Origin of the sequence: Halorubrum sp. SP3, assembly GCF_005435195.1 — an archaeon.
In the GTDB taxonomy this organism is placed as follows: domain Archaea; phylum Halobacteriota; class Halobacteria; order Halobacteriales; family Haloferacaceae; genus Halorubrum; species Halorubrum sodomense.
Genome location: NZ_SGTU01000004.1, coordinates 193,488 through 213,041, shown reverse-complemented (window position 1 = coordinate 213,041; position 19,554 = coordinate 193,488). Strand labels below are relative to the sequence as shown.

The 19,554-nt window shown below is 67.1% G+C and carries 15 protein-coding genes; 6 read left to right on the top strand and 9 right to left on the bottom strand.

Going from position 1 to position 19,554, the window contains the following annotated elements; all coding sequences use genetic code 11:
* Positions 1 to 152: 152 nt before the first annotated feature.
* The 7 genes from artA to EXE42_RS05005 form a co-directional block, all read right to left on the bottom strand.
* Positions 153 to 1,115, bottom strand: a complete 963-nt coding sequence (gene artA, locus EXE42_RS05040) for an archaeosortase A (RefSeq protein WP_092921211.1) — start codon at positions 1,113 to 1,115, stop codon at positions 153 to 155.
* Between the two features lie 121 nt (positions 1,116 to 1,236).
* Entirely contained in the window at positions 1,237 to 1,689 is a 453-nt protein-coding gene (locus tag EXE42_RS05035; protein WP_092921212.1) for a transcription elongation factor Spt5, read from the bottom strand.
* The gene (locus EXE42_RS05030; RefSeq protein ID WP_006628863.1) at positions 1,689 to 1,865 is read right to left on the bottom strand and encodes a protein translocase SEC61 complex subunit gamma; all 177 of its coding nucleotides are present in this window, start codon (positions 1,863 to 1,865) and stop codon (positions 1,689 to 1,691) included. The genes EXE42_RS05035 and EXE42_RS05030 overlap by 1 nt, the downstream gene beginning before the upstream one ends.
* 61 nt (positions 1,866 to 1,926) lie before the next feature.
* The gene (gene ftsZ / locus EXE42_RS05025) at positions 1,927 to 3,081 is read right to left on the bottom strand and encodes a cell division protein FtsZ (RefSeq protein ID WP_137706011.1); all 1,155 of its coding nucleotides are present in this window, start codon (positions 3,079 to 3,081) and stop codon (positions 1,927 to 1,929) included.
* A 150-nt stretch (positions 3,082 to 3,231) separates the two neighbouring features.
* The gene (locus EXE42_RS05020) at positions 3,232 to 4,686 is read right to left on the bottom strand and encodes a D-aminoacyl-tRNA deacylase (RefSeq protein WP_137706010.1); all 1,455 of its coding nucleotides are present in this window, start codon (positions 4,684 to 4,686) and stop codon (positions 3,232 to 3,234) included.
* An 82-nt stretch (positions 4,687 to 4,768) separates the two neighbouring features.
* Entirely contained in the window at positions 4,769 to 5,719 is a 951-nt protein-coding gene (locus EXE42_RS05015) for a calcium/sodium antiporter (RefSeq protein WP_137706023.1), read from the bottom strand.
* 426 nt (positions 5,720 to 6,145) lie between these two features.
* Positions 6,146 to 7,054, bottom strand: coding sequence for a PhzF family phenazine biosynthesis protein (locus EXE42_RS05005; protein ID WP_092921215.1), 909 nt, complete (start codon positions 7,052 to 7,054; stop codon positions 6,146 to 6,148).
* A gap of 177 nt (positions 7,055 to 7,231) precedes the next feature.
* Here EXE42_RS05005 and EXE42_RS05000 point away from each other — a divergent pair, with 177 nt between their 5' ends.
* Both EXE42_RS05000 and EXE42_RS04995 read left to right on the top strand, forming a co-directional pair.
* A complete protein-coding gene (locus EXE42_RS05000) occupies positions 7,232 to 8,578 on the top strand; it encodes an alkaline phosphatase family protein (protein WP_092921216.1) in 1,347 nt (448 codons plus the stop codon).
* A gap of 79 nt (positions 8,579 to 8,657) precedes the next feature.
* Positions 8,658 to 9,167: a hypothetical protein gene (locus EXE42_RS04995; RefSeq protein ID WP_137706009.1), complete on the top strand. Its 510-nt coding sequence runs from the start codon at positions 8,658 to 8,660 to the stop codon at positions 9,165 to 9,167.
* Positions 9,168 to 9,225: 58 nt separating this feature from the next.
* Here EXE42_RS04995 and EXE42_RS04990 read toward each other — a convergent pair whose 3' ends face one another.
* Positions 9,226 to 9,966, bottom strand: coding sequence for a hypothetical protein (locus EXE42_RS04990; RefSeq protein WP_137706008.1), 741 nt, complete (start codon positions 9,964 to 9,966; stop codon positions 9,226 to 9,228).
* A gap of 140 nt (positions 9,967 to 10,106) precedes the next feature.
* Between EXE42_RS04990 and EXE42_RS04985 the strand changes: the two genes are divergently transcribed.
* Positions 10,107 to 10,790: a DUF6517 family protein gene (locus tag EXE42_RS04985; RefSeq protein ID WP_092921219.1), complete on the top strand. Its 684-nt coding sequence runs from the start codon at positions 10,107 to 10,109 to the stop codon at positions 10,788 to 10,790.
* Between the two features lie 1,956 nt (positions 10,791 to 12,746).
* Here EXE42_RS04985 and EXE42_RS20170 read toward each other — a convergent pair.
* Entirely contained in the window at positions 12,747 to 13,019 is a 273-nt protein-coding gene (locus EXE42_RS20170) for a hypothetical protein (RefSeq protein WP_241988333.1), read from the bottom strand.
* A gap of 1 nt (position 13,020) precedes the next feature.
* Here EXE42_RS20170 and EXE42_RS18505 point away from each other — a divergent pair, with 1 nt between their 5' ends.
* From EXE42_RS18505 to gltB, 3 genes are all read left to right on the top strand, one after another.
* Positions 13,021 to 14,295 (top strand): PGF-CTERM sorting domain-containing protein, encoded by a 1,275-nt coding sequence (locus tag EXE42_RS18505; protein ID WP_158293693.1) that lies wholly within the window; start codon positions 13,021 to 13,023, stop codon positions 14,293 to 14,295.
* Positions 14,296 to 14,395: 100 nt separating this feature from the next.
* The gene (locus tag EXE42_RS19230; RefSeq protein WP_167603374.1) at positions 14,396 to 14,563 is read left to right on the top strand and encodes an HEWD family protein; all 168 of its coding nucleotides are present in this window, start codon (positions 14,396 to 14,398) and stop codon (positions 14,561 to 14,563) included.
* Positions 14,564 to 14,795: 232 nt separating this feature from the next.
* Complete coding sequence (gltB, locus tag EXE42_RS04970) at positions 14,796 to 19,541, top strand: glutamate synthase large subunit (RefSeq protein ID WP_092921220.1); 4,746 nt, start codon at positions 14,796 to 14,798, stop codon at positions 19,539 to 19,541.
* The last annotated feature ends 13 nt before the right edge of the window (positions 19,542 to 19,554 follow it).

The window sequence follows — 19,554 nt, the reverse complement described above, 5'->3', positions numbered from 1 at the left end:
GATCACCTCGCCGCGACCGGGCCCTCGGAGCGGCGTCCGGGACGCCGCTTCGCGTTCTCGCGGTCATGGTCGCCCGTACCCGCCCGCCACGTCTATAGCTTGCTATATATCGCTATATATCTCGGAGATACTTCGGGGACTCGACGCCGTTCCTATCGGTTCGTCGGCTCGCGCGGGAGGTCGAGCGCCTCCGTCAGGTCGTGTTCCTCGCCGGTGAGGAGGTAGAGGACGTCCTCTAAGATGACCGCCAGCTCGGGCAGCTCCCGCACCGCGAGGAAGGTGATCGCGATGAGCGCCACGACCGCCAACACCTGGCTCATGATGCGGTCGGAGATGAGGAAGGAGACCCGGTACGGGTCGCTCGCGCCGAACATCGTCAACACCAGGTCCGGGTACCAGTGCATGTACTGGTTCCCCGACACCACCGAGATGAACGTCGTCCGGAGGATGTTCAGGACGTAGATGAGCGGAATCGACACCGCGAGCGCGCGGAGCTTCCGGGAGATGGGGGCCTCGACGGCGGCCACGAGGCCGCCGAAGATGGCCATGCTCCCGAGCCCCGTACACGCCAACACGATGTGGATGACGACGGTGTGGCCGTCCTCCAGCGTCCACGAGTACGCCGCATCGTACCCCTCCCTGCTCGTCACCGCCTCCGGCGCGTATCCGAGGAGGTCGATGAGGGCTCCCGTCTGGGCCGCCACGACCTCGATGAGGATCCGACGGGGCTCCGGGACCGCGAACCCGGCGACCGTGAACGCCGGGATCGTCTCGAACGGGAGGTAGATGAACAGCATGAGCGCGATGGCCCGGGTGAGGGTGAAAAGCGACGCGCGCCCGTCGTACAGCAGGTACCCCGCGTACACGCTGGCGGGGAAGCCGACGAGCGCGAGGATCGACTCGACGTAGCTCTGGTGTTCGAACGCGAAGTACGGCACCGTCGACAGCCAGAAGAGCCCGAACAGCGCCCACGTCGCGGCCGCGAGCGCCCGACCCGCGGCCAGCCCGCGACTGTCCAGCAGCCACGCCGTCGCGAAGAGGATCGCGACGATCCACGCGAACGTGAACGTGTCGGGGATCACGCTCAACACCGCCGGCGCGCCGTGGCCGAACATGTCCGTACGGTCCGTCGTCGTCGAATAAAGCCCTTGTCGTTGCGTGCGAACCCGGCGTCAACGCGCCGAGGGCCGCTACCCTACCGCTCCTCCGGCTACCCTAACCGCTCCTCCGGCTACCCTACCGCTCTTCGCTGTCGAGCACGCGGATCTGGTCGCCGCGGACCGTCACCGGAATCGGCACGGTCGCCTCGTACAGCTCGACGGTCACCTGGTCTTTCCCCTCGTCGATCCGCTGGACCCGCGCCTTCTCGCCCTTGAACGGGCCGGCGATCAGCTCGACGATGTCGCCTTCGGCGATCCCCTCGACGTCCGGGGTCGGTGAGAGGAAATGTTCGACCTCGGAGAAGGGGCTCTCGGCGGGACCGTCGCCGCCCTGAATGACGCCGCGGGCGTGCGGGATCTCGTCGAGGATTCGCCCGAACGCGGTCCCGTCGGTCGCCTCGACCATCACGTAGCTCGTGAGCTGATCCGGGGCGATGACGGCCTGGATCTCGGGGGTCTCCTTCTCGGCGAGCATGTCGGCGACGGTGCGCTCCTGGCTCGCCGTCGTCTTGACCGAGTAGATCGGCATTACGCGCCGACCCCCGGGAGCAGGCTCATGATGGCGAACATCAGGAACCCGATAAACCCGATCAGCAGGATCCCGGCGCCGGCGATCTTCGACACCTGGAGGAACTCGTCGGTGCTTGGCGTGCTCGCCAGCTTCAGCACCCGAATGTAGCTGTTGAGATCGTACGGAACGTCCATGTTGCCAGTTGATTCGAGTCGAGACGGTTTTTACCTTTTGATGCGCCCCCGGCCTAGGCGATCACTCCACGTAGTCGATGTCTTCCATCTCCGGGTTCGTCCCCTCCGGCGGCTCGCCGTTGTTGCCGTAGATCTGCGGCGACTCGACGCCGGTCACGACGATCATGGTGCGCATCTCCCCCTCGAGCTCGTCGTCGACCGAGGTTCCCCAGATGATCCGCGCGTCGGGGTCGATCCGGTCGTAGATCTCCTCGACGACGCCCTCCGCCTCCTCGATGGACATGTCCGTGCCGCCGGTGACGTTCACCAGCGCGGAGTTCGCGCCGGAGATGTCGACGTCGAGCAGGGGCGAGCGCAGCGCCGACTTCACCGAGTCCTGGGCCTTCGAGTCGGAGTCCGACTCGCCGAGGCCGATCATCGCGACCCCGCCCTTCTCCATGACGGTCCGGACGTCGGCGAAGTCGAGGTTCACCAGTCCGGGCATCGTGATGAGCTCCGTGATCCCCTTCACCGAGCGCATCAGCACCTCGTCGGACACCTTGAACGCCTGCCGGACCGGGAGCTTCCCGACCGCGTCGAGCAGGCGGTCGTTGGGGACGACGATGACCGTGTCCGAGACGTCGCGGAGCCGCTCTAAGCCGGCCTCGGCGTTCGTTCGGCGGACCTCGCCCTCGGCCGTGAACGGCGTCGTGACGATGGCGATGGTGAGGGCGCCCGACTCGCGGGCGGCCTTCGCGACGACCGGCGCGGAGCCGGTCCCCGTGCCGCCGCCGAGCCCGGCGGTGACGAACACCATGTCGGAGCCGTCGATGGCGTCCTGGATCTCTTCTTGGGACTCGATGGCGGCCTCCTCGCCCACCTGCGGCAGCGAGCCGGCGCCGCGGCCCTGCGTCTTCTGCTGGCCCATGAGGATCTTCGTGTCGGCCTCGATGTTGACGAGGTGTTGAACGTCGGTGTTGGCGGCGACGAGCTTCGCGCCGTGGATCCCCTCCTGTTTCATGCGGTTGACCGTGTTCCCGCCGGCGCCCCCGCAGCCGACGACCGTGATGTTCGTCTGGAGGTCCTGGAGGACGTCCTGTAGCTCGTCGTCAGTCATGGTCCCGCTCTGTGGCGGCGCGCTGGCGCTCCCTCCGGCGGCGCCCTCGCCGGCTCCCCCGGCGTCCTCTGCGGGGGCCTCTTCGGCTTCGTCGATGGCGTCCTCAACGATGGAGTCCATTATATGGTGTGGTTGCGACCCGGACGTATTTATTTTTGCCCGTTCGTCTGACGCGAGTCGGACGCCGAAATCACCGGCGTTCACGGCCGATCGCCCCGAGTAGAGGCACTCCGTTCGCAATCCGAAAAAGCGCCGCTATTTATAAATCGATCAGTCGAACGCGCCCCCGTCGATCGGGAAGCGTTCCGTCCGCGCCCGCGACACGGCTTCCGGCTCGACGGTCTCGCCGTCGACGTCGACGGACTCGCCGTCGGCCAGTCGACCGAACGCCGGCCCCTCCGGGACGCCGCGCTCGGCCGCCAGCGACGGGTCGAACGCGGTCTCTCGGGCGACGACCGCGCTCACCTCCGGCGCCACCTCGACCGCGTCGTAGGCCGTCTCCAGCACCGCCGCCAGCCCCTCGACGAGGTCGGCGTACCCCGGCGCTCCGGAGGTCGTCGCGAACGCGACGCGTCCGGCCGCGCGGGTTCCTCCCTGCTCCGTGTCGAAGGCGACCGCGACGGACTCGACGGCCTCCCGCGCCCCCTCGGCGTCGAGCCCCTGCGCCCGAGCGAGCAGATCGGCCGGGAGGTCACGGACCCGGACCGCGTCTCCGACGTCGTCGGAGGCGTCCTGGTCGTCGGAGGCGTCCCGGTCGTCGACTTCGGCGGTCTCGACCGCCGCGGCAGCCTCGTCGACGACCGCGCCGAACCGCAACCCCTCGTCGACGGGACCGACCGCCGCCTCCAGGCCCTCGACGAGCGGGAGCGGGGCGTCGCCCACCTCACGGACCCACGTCTCGCTCACGACCCGGTAGCCGAGGTCCTCGACGACCGCGGCGAGGTCGGGGCGATCGCCGTCGATCACGGCGCGTTCGGCCCGACTCCGCGCGAACGCGGCGTCGATCACGGCGCGGTTCGCGTCCGGCGCGCCCAGGTCGGCGAGCGTCCAGTCGGCGCCGACGTGACCCACCGCCCACTCGGTCTCGCGGACGATCCGGGTGAACCGCGGCGCGTAGTGGCCGCCGCCGAAGCCGACGACGTGGCGGGGACGACTCTCGGCATCATCGGCGAGGTCCGCGCCCGTCCCGCGAAGGTCGAGGACCGCCCGCGCGACCGCCCGGGCCGCCTCGGAATCCGCCCACTGCGGCTCGTCAGAGCCGAGTTCGACGAACAGCGACGGGACGGAGACGTCGGTCGGGCCGTGGTGCGTACACTCGATGCCGACCTCGTACCCGTCCGGCGCGTGTCGCGCCAGCGCCTCGACGACGCGCTTCTCGGCGCCGGGCGCGGCCAGCGCCAGCGACTCGGGGTCGCCGCCGTGCTCGGCGCCGCCGAAGTTCCCGGTGGCGTGCGCGGTCAGGAGTTTGCCGGTCTCGCCCGAGTGTCTGGAGACGAACGCGAGGAACGCGGGGTCGCAGTCGAACGCGGCGGTCGGGTCCGACAGGCGGATGTGGAGGTCGTCGAACTCGCGGAGCTCGAACCCGTCCGTCCGGTAGTAGGTCCCGCCCCCGTCGGCGTCGGGACGCGAGTCGTCCTCGCGCGCCTCCCAGTCCTCGACCTCCAGGAGCCGCTCACCGATGTGCGCCGAGGCGCTGTCGGCCCGACTGACGACGATCGCTATCACGTCACCGGCTCCGCGGCCCGCGACCGAATACCCGTCGGTTCGGATTCGCTCCGCGATCCCGTCGCCCGCCCCGCCGGCCGGGTCAGGGGAGCAACAGGTAGACGAAGACCCCGTAGCCGACGGTGAGCACCGCGCCGTCGACGCGGGTCACGCGGTCGCCGTACAGCATCATCCCGACGGCGACGGCGGTGAACACGAGCAGGGCGGGGAACTCGAACCCGCGGACGCTCCGGGCGACGCCGATGGGAGTCACCACCGCGACGATGCCGATGACCGCGAGGATGTTGTAGATGTTCGACCCGACGACGTTGCCGACGCTGAACTCCGCCTCGCCGCGCACCGCGGCGACGACGCTGGCGGCCAGTTCGGGCAGCGACGTGCCGAGCGCCAGCACAGTGAGCCCGATGAAGAGATCCGAGAAGCCGGCGGCCGAGAGCAGCGACTCGCCGCCGTCGATCAGCCACCGCGAGCCGAGGACGAGCGCGGCGATGCCGACGGCGACGACCGCGACGTCGCGCGCACTCGCGTCGGGCATCTCGTCCCGTTCCGTTTCGGAAATCGCCGACTGGTTCTGCTGGACGCGACGGAGGACGGCGGCGGTGAACGCGACCAGCGCGGCCAACAGTACGAGGCCGTCGAGGAGCCCGACCCGGCCGTCCCAACCGAGGCCGACGAGCAGCAGCGCGGCGAGCACCATGAACGGGACGTGCCGGCGCAGCACGGTGTCGGAGATGTCGAGCGGACGGATGATCGCGGAGATCCCCAACACCAGCCCGATGTTGGCGACGTTCGATCCGACGATCGCGCCGAGCCCGATGTCGGTCGACACCGTGACCGCGCCGAGCAGCGAGACGAAGAGCTCCGGGGCGGTCGTCGCGAACGCGACGACGGTGACGCCGACGGTCGACGCCTTCAGTCCCACGGCGAGCGCGAGGTCGCTCGCGCCCGCGACGAGCAGTTCGGCGCCGGCGTACAGGAGGGCGACGCCGCCGGCGATCAACAGCAGTTCGACGAGTGGCGACCCGGGAAGCACGAATCCGGGTTCGCGGGCGTATTTCAAAAGGACCGTGATTCCGGATCGGACGCGTCGGCGCCGTTCCACTGACCGAGACGAGGCGCGGTTCGGGGACCGAGACGAGGCGCGGTTCGGGGACCGAGACGAGGCGTGTAACCCGCGGAATCCGCCGTGTTTCACGCCGATCGCGAACGCGAGCGCCCCGAAGACGAGCATCGGCGGGGCGACATCGTCGGCGTCGTCCGGAGGGGTGTCATCCCCGCAGCGACGAGGCCGCCGGCGCCGACCGCGACGATCGGTACGGGCACTGCTGCCGCGCGTGGGAGGTCGAGCTCCAGAGAGACGGGACGGGAGCGATCCCGGGCGTTCGATCCGCGGCGCCGGCTTCCGGGACCAGGTCGACGGGCGCGATCGAGCGACGAACGGCGACCGAACCGACGGCGTTCACGCCTCGATGATCGCGTCGTCCTCGTCGTCGGGGATCCGGACCTCTCCGTCGAGCGCGACCGTCGCGAGCCCGCCGACGCGGACTCCGTCCGCCTCCACGCGCACACGAACGTGACCCGGCCGGTCGACGAAGTGACCCTGTTCGAACCGGAGCTCGTCCGGGTCGTCCCCGTCGAACGCGTCGACGTGACGGAGGTACCCGCCGACGGCCCCGCTCGCGGTGCCCGTGACCGGGTCCTCGGAGACGCCGAGCGAGGGGACGAACGCCCGGCCGTGCAGCGTGGACTCGCCGTCGAGCGCGTCGAAGGTGAACGCGTACACGCCGGCGACGTCGAACTCCTCCGAGAGGCGCTCGACCGCCTCGTCGTCCGGGTCGGCCTGCCCGAGCCGCTCCAAGAAGTTCACGGGGACGACGAGGAACGGCAGCCCGGTCGACGCGACCGCGACGGGGAGGTCCGCGCCCACGTCGCGCATCGCGGCGGGGTCGATCCCGAGCGCGTCTCCCGTCCGGCCGAGGTCGACGTCGACGACCTCGACGCTCGGCGCCTGCTGTCGCATCCAGACGGTGCCGTCGTCGTCGACCGCGACGGTGAGGTCGCCGACGTTCGTCCGGAGCGTTCGCTCGCCGCCGTCGATCGCCCCCTCGGCGAAGCGGGCGCCGTAGGTCGCTATCGTGGCGTGTCCGCAGAGGTCGACCTCCGTCGTCGGCGAGAAGTAACGGAGCCGGTCGTCGGCCGCGCCGTCGCCCGCGGTCAGGAACGCGGTCTCGGAGGCGCCGAGCTCGGCGGCGACCGCGGCCATCTGATCGTCGCTCAGCCCCTCGGCGTCCGGCACGACGCCGGCGGCGTTCCCGGCCAGCGGCTCCCCGGCGAACGCGTCGACGAGCAGCGCGCGTCTGTGTTCCATATCGGACCCTCCGCGGGTCACGGACAAAAAGCCTCACGAGGGAGGCGGCCCGGGCCTCGCGCGCTGCCGAGCCGGACGTCACGCGCCGCCGACCCCTCCACTCCTCGAGGCGTCGAACCGCCGTTTCGCGAAGCGCCCGATGTCAATCCTTTTGCCTTCGACCGCGGATGGGTGTGTATGGGCCTCTTCGACCGGCTGCGAGGGAGCGATACCCCCCGGGTGGCGTTCATCGGCATCGACGGCCTCTCGTATCGGCTCGTCGCCGACAACCCGGAGACGTTCCCGACGCTGTCGGCGATCGCGGACGACGGTGAGGGGGGGCGGATCGACAGCATCGTCCCGGCGGAGTCGAGCGCGTGCTGGCCGAGCCTCACCACGGGGAAGAACCCCGGCGAGACGGGTGTGTACGGGTTCCAGGACCGCGAGGTCGGCTCCTACGACACGTACGTACCGATGGGGCGCGACGTCCAGACACCGCGGGTCTGGGACCGCGCGACCGACGCGGGGCTCGACGCGACGGTGCTGAACGTCCCCGTCACGTTCCCGCCGCAGCGGACCGTCCAGCGGATGGTCTCCGGGTACCTCTCGCCCGACCTCGACGCGGCCGCCACTCCCGAGGAGCTTCGCGCGTACCTCACCGAGAGCGACTACCGGCTCTCCGTCAACGCGAAGCTCGGCCACAGGGCGGACAAGACCGCGTTCCTGGAACACGCCCGCGAGACCCTCGACGCCCGCGTAGCGGCGTTCGAGCGGTACGTCGAGCGGGACGACTGGGACCTCTTCGTCGGCGTCTTCACCGCGCCCGATCGCGTCAATCACTTCCTGTGGGGCGACTACGAGGACGGCGGGACGTACCGCGAGGAGCTGCTCGCCTTCCACGCCGCGCTCGACGAGCACGTCGGCTCGGTCCGCGAGGCGCTCCCGAGCGACGTCACGCTCGTGGTCGGCTCGACGCACGGGTTCACTCGGCTGCGACACGACGTCTACTGCAACGAGTGGCTCGAACGCGAGGGGTGGCTCTCCTACGAGGGCGACGACCACGACTCGCTGGCCGACATCGACGACGACACCCGTGCGTACTCGCTCGTTCCCGGCCGCTTCTACCTCAACGTGGAGGACCGCGAGCCGAACGGCGTCGTCCCGGAGTCCGAGTACGAGGCGACGCGCGCGGAGCTTCGCGACGCGCTGGAGTCGTGGACCGGCCCCGACGGAACCCCCGTCGCCGACCGCGTGGTCGACCGCGAGACGGTGTTCCGAGGCGACCACGCCGCCATCGCGCCCGACCTCGTCGTCGTGCCGAACGACGGGTTCGACCTCAAATCCGGATTCCGGTCACACGACGGCGTGTTCGACGCCGACGGACCGCGAACCGGGATGCACGCGTTCGACGACGCCGCGCTGTTCGTCGACCACCCGGACGCGACGGTAGAGGACGCCGACCTCCTCGACGTCGCGCCGACCATCCTCCGCCTGCTGGATGTCGACTACGGCCGAACGGACTTCGACGGCGCGAGCCTCGTCTGACCGGCCGCGACCCCAGAACCCCTCTCGGCGTCCCGCTTCCGGCGACCGAATTGAAGTGAGTCCGCCCCCACCGACCGGTATGGAGCGCACTCCCGACGGGACCCCCGTCGGCGTCGACGACCCGTACGCGGCCGCCGGCGTCTGTGACCACCTCACCGACGACGGCCGATGCCGCTTCGCGCTGACCCGGGCCGGAGACGATCCGGAGTTCGCGGCCGACCGACGCGCCGACGGCTACGACTGTCACGTCGGCGCCGACGGCGAGTGGCGCGCGTGTCCCCACTACCGGTCGACGACCGACGCGAAAGAGTGCGTCCGGTGCGGGGTGGCGGACGTGCGACTGGCTCACGACGACTCTCGCCCGCTCGTGGAGGAACACCACCTCTCGTACGGCGGCGACGACTCCCACGAGATCACGGTCGGCCTGTGCCGCTGGTGTCACGCGAAGGTCCACGAGTCGATCGCCCGGATCGGGGACGACGCGAGTCCGGATCCGGAAGCGATCGCGGAGCGCGAGCGACGGCGCGAAACGCAGCGCTCGGCGTCCGCGTTCGAACCCGCGGGCGAGAACTACGACCCCGGGGAGTGAGCCGGCGGCACCGCTCCGACCGTGAGCGCGCCCGAATCAGCGTCCGACGTCGGCCGGATCAGGCGTCCGATGTCGGCCGGATCAGGTTCGCTAGCGCGACGAGCAGTCCGAGGAACCACCCCAGCGGCACCGAGATACCGATCCACATCAGGACGTACCCCAGCCCTGGGAGCCCCCACTGCTCGCCGAACGTCTCCAGGTTGAACGCGCCGCGGAGCGTCTCGTTGACCCCACCCACCGAGAGGAACGTGTCGAGGATCCACCGCGCGAGGTCGTAGCTCGGCGGGAGGATCAACTCCTCGAGCGTCGGCGTGACGAGCGCGGCGACGACCGGGGGTAAAAACAGCGCCGTCATCGCGAACGGGTACGCGAGCAGGACGCTGACGAACCGCCCGCCGACCTTCGAGAAGCCGGCGGCGAGGGCGGCCGAGACGACCGCCACCACGCTGGCGGCGCCGACCGCGATCACGGCGTCGAAGGGGAGCTGGAGGTGCGTGATCACCGTGAGCGCTCCCCAGACGACGGCGGCGACGAGGACGGCGCCGGCGACGCCGATACGCGTGACCGCCGAGTCGAGCTTCGCGGCGTAGTAGCGCGTGGCGAACCCGACGAGCAACAGCGGGTACGCGACCGCGACGAGGGGCACGCCGAGTACCGCCCAGAGGTAGTAGCCCACCGACTGGACGGCCGTTTCCGGTCTCCACTTTCCCAGGACCGCGCTCGGGTCGAGCTGTCGCGGGAAGACGACCTCCATCCACGTCTCGTGGAGGCGAATCACGTCTACGAAGAGCGCTTCCACCAGCCCGGTTTGTCCTCGGCGTTCCATTTGCCTCACGTCGCGCGCGGCCCGACGTGAACTTTGTGCCTTCGGCTGCGGCGTTCTCGCGACCGATACCCGCGCCGACAGTATTAAAGAACCGCGAAGACCTACCTGTCCACATGAAACGACGTGGGCTTCTCGCGGCGCTCGCCGCCTCGACGACGGTCGCTGTCGCCGGGTGCGCCGGCGGGGACGGAAACTACGAGTTCGACGCCGAACCGGCACGGATACCGGAGAGCGCGTACGCGGACACCGAGTTCACCGGCCAGGAGCCGGAGTCGTTCACCATCGAACAGGAGTTCAACGCCGCGGGCGTGAACGCGCAGGTGTCGGCGACGACGTGGATCGCCCGGTACATCAATTCGACGACGCAATCGGCGCTGTTCGTGGCGAGCACCCCGAACGCGTCCGTCGCCGGACAGTCCGTTAACCCGCTCGTCAGAGCGGAGGGCGCAGATCTTATTCGGCGGCTCCTTAATCAGGTCAATCAGCAGGGGATCGGCGGTGGCAGCGCCGACATCCAAACGGACGACATTCAGGACCGCGGCGAGGAGACCCGAACGATCCTCGACGAGGAGGCCACCGTCTCGATCTACGAGACGACGGTCAGCGCGGACGTCAACGGCCCGAACAACCAGAGCGGCTCCGTCGAGGACGTTCCCGTCCTCCTCTATATCGCGACCGTCCAACACCAGGCGGACGACGCGGACAGCGAGGACGTGATCGCGCTGGTGGGTCTCCATCCGGTAGGGGTCGACCAGTCCGAACAGCTGCTCTCGATGATGGAAGCCGTCGAACACTGACCGACTTCGGCCGCCGCCGCGCCCACTTCCAGCCTCGTACCCATTCGGACTTTTCCCGCGATACGCTCAAAAATCGCACTCGTTAGTCCGTACAGACAACACCGCAGTCTTGCGATTATTTCTCCCAGCGGAAGCTTTCACGTCCGTAAGTCATTTATAAGTGATCGGCCCGAGTGACACACCCCGCGGTGTGACAAGAGGCGCTTTACGGGCGTCGGGTCGGCTTTCGACGCCGCACTGCCCCGGAAGCGACCGCTCTCGCATCCGTGGCCCATTCGCTATGACCCGGATGCGATCGTCCCAATGGCTGTCTGTCGGTATCGCCCTCTGTTTGGTGATCGGTGTTATTGTGTTATTATTTGGAGCGAGTCTAGCCTCCGCTCAAAATTCTGATGACGTTCCCACGTTAAACAAAACAGGTGACCCAAACACGGTTCTCGTGGGTCAATCTGAGCAAAACATCACTAATATAGAGATCACACCGAACAATCAGATAAACGCTACAGACAAAATATCATTATATATTAATTTATCGAATGTCGAATTAAGGGGTGTTGATGTATCTTCAGCTTCGCTATCTGTTGATAGTATTCAACATGGAAATATAACTAACACGTCACAAATAAGATCAGAGGATAATACTTTATTAAGAGCTACAATACGCCCAGACGGTACAGGCCGCGCAATACTCGTTAACACTGCTCGGATCTCTGGGATTGATACGAGTGATGCTAAAAAGTCAACAGGAGTAGAGTACGACATCGCTGTTTCTAGTGGATCCACTTCTGTTCCCACGAAATTTACAAAGGAATTGACAACAAATCCGTTCAAAATTATTGATGGCACAATTGAAATCCATGATCAGGCTACTGCTTCACCTCAACTTCATCGGGATACTCGTACGACAGCAGGAATAACGATTGACAACATCAGCGGAAATACAAATTCAACCCTATTTATCACCAGAAATAATGACAACGAAATTATCGGAATTCGATATCTCTCTGAATATGTGCTCAGAACAAATCAGGCCATCTCTGTTAATACTCCCTATCTTGGTGGTGATGTCAAAGGATTCCTTGTTGCTAACTCTACTCTTGGCTCTACTGATTACGATATAAGAGATCACTTACCCTCTAACGTAACACACTCTGCTCTGTCAACGAGTGAGGGTCGAATTGTTACGGCTAGTGTGGATCTAGCCAATCGCTCGTATGCGTCATCACAGACAAACAAGATCACAATTCCTAATGCTAAAGTGTCAGATACTATTGAAGATAAAACTCCATTCTTTGTTTCGTTACATCCAGTCAACTCAAGCGGATATATACTACAAAACGTAACTGTTGCTAATTCTAAGGTGCTAACTGGATGGAATGAGAATGTCGATCTCTATTTTAATACTACAAATCCGAACTCGGGTATTTTCCGCAGTAACCGCTATGCTGCGGCAATCCAACTTTCACGTGGCCTAGATGCTGGTAACCGAGTTTCTCCCAAAAACTATGAGTTACTTCGGAATTCGGACTTGAACAACCAGTTTGTTTCTGATGGTGTCGCGGACGCTGGTACAATTTTAATAGAGGATTCTGTCCACACAAATGAATCCAATTCCACTGTTGCTGTCCAGATCAAGCATAACCAATCACTAGATAAACCAGTATATGCCGGACAGTACCTTCACTATAATTCTTCTCTATCAGATATAAATAATACGGAACTACACAGGATAGATAATAAAAACAGATCCCGTGTTGTATCTTTGGGAACTAGATTAAATAATTCCTCACAAATCAAGTACAATACGTCAATGCTCACTTCTGGTACTTATTACATTCATTCGAAGAGAGGGAATTCAGAACGTTTCAGGATCATCGGAAAAGAAAAACAGAATATTGATCTACAAAATGGTCCGAATCAAACTTCTAACGGTAATCTCATTCGATTTTCGGTGTCTCATAGTGTGCCATCTATGGAGATTATCCTAGATAAGACCACCAATAACACCACAACCACACTCGAACTCACAACCTCTGAGACGGGCCCAACACCCGTCACAATCAACGCGTACGCGTCGCCGGCATCTCCGTCGGACTTCGTCACGACCGGTCCCGGTATCAGCGTCGATTCGGTCACGGGGGATACCGATCCGCTCTCGCCCGGGTCGTACGACCTCACGCTCCGGTCGGAGTACGGAGCCGCGGTCGCCAACGACTCCGCCGCGATCACGGTGAATCCTCGTTCGACGACCGACCTGACCGCGTACACCACGCGCGAAGCCGCCCCGGGCGACTTCGAGGACGCGACCGCCATCCGGAACGCGATCGCCAATGGAACGCTCACCGACGCGACGAACGCCACCGCCAACGACACGGTCGTGTACGCCGTGAACGCGACCGGGCTGACCGGCCTCCCGGCGGCCGCGAACGCCTCGCTGGAGCGCGGTGCGGACCTCGCTCGCCTCGACGGCCTCTCGTTCGGAGTGACGCCTACAGACGCGAACGACACCGACGCCTCCGCCACCGGCGACACGCTCGGACCGACGCCGAACGAGTCTGCGGTCCACCTCGACCGCGACGGACTCTTCCTCGTCGCGGACGGCGAGACCGCGTTCGGAACCGAGACGCCACCGGCCGCCGGCGAGACGTTCGAGGCCGCCTTCAGGGTCGACGACGAACGACTGCGTCGGGCCGCGAACGGCGACCACCGGGTGACGACGCGACTGACGTACGCTGCCGACCCGACCGACGAGGGCGGAGCGAACCTCTCGGACGACGGGTCTACCGCGACACCGTCACCGAGTACCGAGCCGACCGAGTCGACCGGATTGAACGAATCGACCGAATCGACCGGACTGAACGAATCGACCGAGTCGAGCGAATCGAGTGAACCGACCGGGGCGGCCGGGACGAGTGCCCCCGCTGAATCGGGAAGCGCGGACCGATCTGATCCGCCGGCCGGTTCCGGCGGTTCCGCCGGTCCAGCTGATGTCGGTGGCTCTTCTAGCGCCACCGATCAGACCGATCCCCGCTCCGCTCGCGCCGGCAACGCCACCGAAGCGGCCGGTCCGGGCCGGTCCGGGGAACCGAACGGTTCCGACGTGGACCGCCCGACGCCTCGTCCCGGAGTCGGAACGACGGTCCCGCCCGGTGCGTCCGGGATTCCGCCCGCTACGGACCCGGCGAAACGCTTCGGTACCGGATCGACGGGACGTACCGCGGACGACGCCTCGGAGCGGGGATCCCGTCCGGGTGACGGGCGATCGGGCGGTGACGCCGGGAGCGAGGGATCCGCGGCGTCGGAGTCCGCCGACTCGTCCGAACCGGCCGGACCGGCCGACTCGAACGAGTCGAAGTCCGACGAGGCCGCCGCGAGGGACCTCGGATACGACGACGCGCCGATCCGATCGACCGTGTACGATCTCCCCGGATTCGGCTCCGTCGCGTCCCTCGCGGCGCTGACGATCGCGTCGCTGCTCGCCCGCCGTCGTGCGCCCGACCCGTGAGAGGAGCGGCGGCCGTCCGTCTCACACCGTCGAGTCGGGGTCACATCGTCGGCGCCTCGCCGCCGGTATCCTTTTGCTCGACGGCGCCGTTCGTCCGCGTATGAGCGTAACCATCACGCCGCCGAAAGAGCGCACGTGCGAACTGTGCGGGCGCGAGGAGCGATGGGACGACGAGGCCGACGGGTGGCGGATCGCGGACGAACCCGGAAACGTCTACTGTATCCACGACTGGGACATCAACGGCTCGTTCGTCCCCCTCAAGGAGTAGTAGACGACTGGACGTTCTGCCACTCTGACCGGAGTGTGTGAAACGGTCTGGTGGCTTTCGCAGAAACTTCGTCAATTTACTGCCCGTTACGGTACGACTACTGATCGATCCGACGGTGTGGTATCTGTTCACCTCCCGTGATGAATAATTACCTTATATTCCCTAATGTGTGTACGATGGATCCTACCCCTATCAGGGTCATACCTTTAAGTGTTCATTCGTGAAAACGCGTATGACCAAGTCACGTAGTACCACCCGGGGCGTACGCGACTCGGATTCCTCGGGTCAGGAAGGGGGGCTCGCGGCGCCGACGGACGACCGATCGAACTGCGGCATCGGCGGCGTCGTCGACCTCGACGGCGAGCCGACTCACGAGACCGTCGCGGACGCGGTCGAACTGCTCGAGAACCTCGAACACCGCGGGACGACCGGCGCGGAAGAGAACACCGGCGACGGCGCGGGGATCATGGTAGCCCGCCCCGACGGGTTCTTCCGCGAGGTCGTCGACGCCGACCTCCCGGACGAGTACGCGGTCGGCTCCGTCTTCATGCCGCCGGAACCGGGCGTTCAAGCGGAGATCCACGACGTCATTGCCGAGGTGTGTGCCGTCTACGGGCTGGAAGTGCTCGCGTGGCGCTCCGTCCCCACCGACAACGCCGACCTCGGCGCGACGGCGCTCGAGTCCGAACCGGAGGTGTCGCAGGTGTTCGTCGCCCCCGTCGAGGGCGCGGGCCTCGCCCAGCGGTTCACGAGCGAGGGGACTCGGCCGGACGACGCCGACCCCGACCTGCTCGGCTTCGACCGCGCGCTGTACGCCGCTCGCCGCGAGATCGAGAACGCGGTGTCCGACGTCGACGGCGCCGGCCGTTTCTACGTCTGCTCGCTCGACCGCCAGCGCGTCGTCTACAAGGGCCTGCTGAAGGGGTCGCAGCTCGTGGGCTACTACCCGGACCTGGTCGACGAGCGGTTCGCCAGCCACGTCGCCTTAGTCCACGCGCGGTTCTCGACGAACACGCTCGGCGCGTGGCACCTCGCACACCCGTACCGCAACATCGTCCACAACGGCGAGTTCAACACGATCCGCGGGAACGTCAACTGGATGCGGGCCCGCGAGAACGACCTCGAACACCCGGCGTTCGGCGCCGAGCTCGACACGATCAAGCCGGTGATCGACGACCCCAACCAGTCGGACACCGCCAGCGTCGACAACGCGCTCGAACTCCTCCTCCAGACCGACCGCGACCTCCCGCACGCGCTCCGGATGCTGATCCCGGAGGCGTTCCGCGGCGACGACCTGATGGGTGACGACCGCGCGGACTTCTACGACTACCACGCCTCGCTCGTCGAGCCGTGGGACGGGCCCGCCCTCGTCATCGGCTTCGACGGCGAGCGCGTCGCCGGCGTCCTCGACCGCAACGGGCTCCGCCCGTGCCGCTACGAGGTGACGACGGACGACCGCCTCGTCGTCGGCAGCGAGGTGGGGGCGCTCCCCACCGAGCCCGCCGACGTGCGCCGCCGCGGTCGGCTCCAGCCCGGGGAGATCTTCGTCGCGGACCCCGAGGCCGGTCGGATCGTCCCCGACGACGAGGTGTTCGAGGAGCTCACCGACGAGAAGTACGGCGAGTGGGTCGACCGCGGGCAGGTCGATCTCGACGCGCTCACCGACGAGGACGACGCGCTCACCGACGGGGACGGCGTCGCGGCCGGGATCGACGACGACTCGAACGAACGAGGAGGCGGGGCGGCCGGGGCTGACGAGGCGGACGAAACGGACGAGACGGAACCGACCGTCCGCGCCCACCAGGCCGCGTTCGGCTACACCACCGACTCGCTGAACCACCTCGTCGAGCCGATGGCGAGAGAGGGGAAAGATCCCGTCGGGTCGATGGGTGACGACACGCCGCTCTCGGTCCTCGCCGACGTCGACCGCCCGCTTTTCACCTACTTCAAGCAGCTGTTCGCGCAGGTGTCGAACCCGCCGATCGACTACATCCGCGAGGAGCTCGTCACCTCGCTGGAGACCCGGATCGGGAACCAGCGAAACCTGCTCGCGGAGACGCCGGAACACGCCGAGCAGATAGTCGCCGACACGCCGGTCCTGACGGACGCTGAGACGACCGCGCTTCGCGATCTCCCCGGACCCGGCGAGCGGACTCCCGGTGACCGCGGCGGAGCGGCGGCCGACGGTCCCGAGTTCGCCTCCGTCACCGTCGACGTCACCTACGACCGCGACGGCTCGCTCGTCGACGCCGTGAGTCGGGTCCGCGAGGACGCCGCGACGGCGATCGAAGACGGGGCCGACGCCGTCGTCCTCTCCGACCGCGCCGTCGGTCCGGACCGCCTCGCGGTGCCGAGCCTGCTCGCGACCGGCGCGGTCCACCACCACCTCGTCCGCGAGGGGCTGCGCAACCGCGCGGGCGTCGTCGTCGAGTCCGGTGAACCGCACGAGGTCCACCACCTCGCGACGCTGGTCGGCTACGGCGCGGACGCGGTCGACCCGTACCTCGCGTACGCCTCCATCGCCGACGTGGTCGCCGGCCCGGACGGCGCCGACGAGGACGAGGCGCTCGCCGCGTACCGTCACGCGCTGGAGGACGGCCTCCTGAAGACGATGGCGAAGATGGGCATCTCGACGATGGAGTCGTACCAGGGCGCCCAGATATTCGAGGCGGTCGGGCTCGACTCCGACTTCGTCGCCGAGTACTTCGAGGGCACCGAGATCCGGACCGAGGGGATCGGGATCGAACAGATCGAAGACGACCTCCGCACGCGCCACGCGATGGCGTTCGGCGCCGACCCCGAACTGGAGACCGTCGGCGAGTACGAACACCGCTCGTCGGGCGTGAAACACGGCTGGAACCCCCAGACGGTCGGCACGCTCCAGCAGGCGGTCCGCGGCGGCGACTACGAGCAGTACCGCGAGTTCGCGGAGCTGGTGAACGACCAGACGGAAGAGCTCCAGTCGCTCCGCGGCCTCCTGGAGTTCGACTCCGACCGCGACCCGGTGCCGGTCGAGGAGGTCGAGCCCGTCGAGTCGATCGTCGAGCGGTTCTCGACGGCCGCGATGAGCCTCGGGAGCATCTCGCCGGAGGCCCACGAGAACAACGCCATCGCGATGAACCGGCTGGGCGCGAAGTCGAACACCGGCGAGGGCGGCGAACCGCCCGAGCGGTTCGACACCGAGAAGGAGTGTACCGTCAAGCAGGTCGCCTCCGGCCGCTTCGGCGTCACCTCGGAGTACCTCGCGAACGCCGAGGAGCTCCAGATCAAGATGGCGCAGGGGTCGAAGCCCGGCGAGGGCGGGCACCTCCCCGGCAAGAAGGTCAACGAGATGATCGCGCACGTCCGGTGTTCCACGCCCGGCGTCGGGCTCATCTCGCCGCCGCCCCAGCACGACATCTACTCGATCGAGGACCTGAAGCAGCTCATCTTCGACCTGAAGGCCGCCAGCCCCGAGGCAGACGTCAACGTGAAGCTGGTCTCGGAGGCCGGGATCGGCACCATCGCGGCCGGCGTCGCGAAGGCGAACGCCGACGTCGTCCACATATCCGGTCACGACGGTGGCACCGGCGCCTCGCCGAAGACCTCGATCAAGAACGCCGGCCTGCCGTGGGAGCTCGGGCTCGCGGAGGCGAACCAGATGCTTCGCGCCACCGGCCTGCGCGACCGGATTCGCGTCTCTGCGGACGGTGGCCTGCGGACCGGCCGCGACGTGGCGGTCGCGGCCGCGCTCGGGGCCGAGGAGTACATCTTCGGGACCGCGTCGCTCGTCACGTCGGGCTGCGTGATGGCCCGGCAGTGCCACGAGAACACCTGTCCGGTCGGCGTCGCCACCCAGCGCGAGGACCTCCGCCAGCGGTTCCCGGGCCAGCCCGACCACGTCATCAACTACATGACGTTCATCGCGCAGGAGCTCCGGGAGATCATGGCCGAGCAGGGGTACACCGAGCTGGAGGCGTTCGTCGGCCGCCCCGAGCTGCTCACCCAGCGCGAGACGGACCACGAGAAGGCGAAGCACCTCGACCTGTCCGCGGTGATCGCCGAGCCCGCGGGCGAGTCCCGCACCAAGGTCCGCGAGCAGGCCCACGACGGCATCGACGACCTGCTCGACTGGGACCTCATCGACGAGGCGGCGCCCGCAATCGAGGACGGCGCGCCGGTCGCGCTCACCCGCGACGTGCGCAACGTCGACCGCGCGGTCGGCGCCACGCTCTCGAACCGCGTCGTCTCCGAACACGGCGGCGAGGGGCTCCCGGACGACACGATCTCCTGCCGGTTCGACGGCGAGGCGGGACAGAGCTTCGGCGCGTTCCTCGCGCCGGGGATCACGATGGAGCTCTCCGGCGCCGCCAACGACTACGTCGGCAAGGGGCTCTCCGGCGGGCGCCTCGTGATCGACACGCCGGCGGAGGCGGGGTACGACCCGACCGAGAACGTCGTCGCGGGCAACGTCTGCCTGTACGGCGCCACCTCGGGCGAGATGTACGTCAACGGCGTCGCCGGCGAGCGGTTCGGCGTCCGTAACTCCGGCGTGAAGGCCGTCGTCGAGGGCGTCGGCGACCACGGCTGCGAGTACATGACCGGCGGCGTCGTCGCCGTCCTCGGCGACACCGGGCGCAACTTCGCGGCCGGGATGTCCGGCGGCGTCGCGTACGTGTACGACCCCGACGACCGCCTCGACGACCGCGTCAACCGCGGGATGGTGTCGGTCTCCGAGACGCTCGAGGAGTCCGACGAGCGGATGCTCCGCCGCCTCGTCGAGAACCACCGCGCGTACACCGACAGCGAGCGCGCGGCGGACCTGCTCGACGACTGGGGGACCGCGCTCGACGACTTCGTCCGGGTCTTCCCCGACGCGTACGCCGATGTCATCGCGGAGGGCAAGGGCGCCGACGTGCGCGAGGACCCGCCCGCGCCCGCGGCCGCGGTTCCGGGTGCAGACGCCGACGCGGCCGGGCAGGTCTCCGGCGACGACTGAGGCTTCGAAAAGG

Excerpts from the sequence above, each read along its gene's own strand:
- EXE42_RS05000 (WP_092921216.1), top strand. The coding sequence starts at position 7,232 with ATGGGCCTCTTCGACCGGCTGCGAGGGAGCGATACCCCCCGGGTGGCG.
- EXE42_RS04985 (WP_092921219.1), top strand. The coding sequence starts at position 10,107 with ATGAAACGACGTGGGCTTCTCGCGGCGCTCGCCGCCTCGACGACGGTC.
- gltB (WP_092921220.1), top strand. The coding sequence starts at position 14,796 with ATGACCAAGTCACGTAGTACCACCCGGGGCGTACGCGACTCGGATTCC.
- EXE42_RS05005 (WP_092921215.1), bottom strand. The coding sequence starts at position 7,054 with ATGGAACACAGACGCGCGCTGCTCGTCGACGCGTTCGCCGGGGAGCCG.
- EXE42_RS19230 (WP_167603374.1), top strand. The coding sequence starts at position 14,396 with ATGAGCGTAACCATCACGCCGCCGAAAGAGCGCACGTGCGAACTGTGC.
- EXE42_RS05035 (WP_092921212.1), bottom strand. The coding sequence starts at position 1,689 with ATGCCGATCTACTCGGTCAAGACGACGGCGAGCCAGGAGCGCACCGTC.
- EXE42_RS04995 (WP_137706009.1), top strand. The coding sequence starts at position 8,658 with ATGGAGCGCACTCCCGACGGGACCCCCGTCGGCGTCGACGACCCGTAC.
- artA (WP_092921211.1), bottom strand. The coding sequence starts at position 1,115 with ATGTTCGGCCACGGCGCGCCGGCGGTGTTGAGCGTGATCCCCGACACG.
- ftsZ (WP_137706011.1), bottom strand. The coding sequence starts at position 3,081 with ATGGACTCCATCGTTGAGGACGCCATCGACGAAGCCGAAGAGGCCCCC.
- EXE42_RS05030 (WP_006628863.1), bottom strand. The coding sequence starts at position 1,865 with ATGGACGTTCCGTACGATCTCAACAGCTACATTCGGGTGCTGAAGCTG.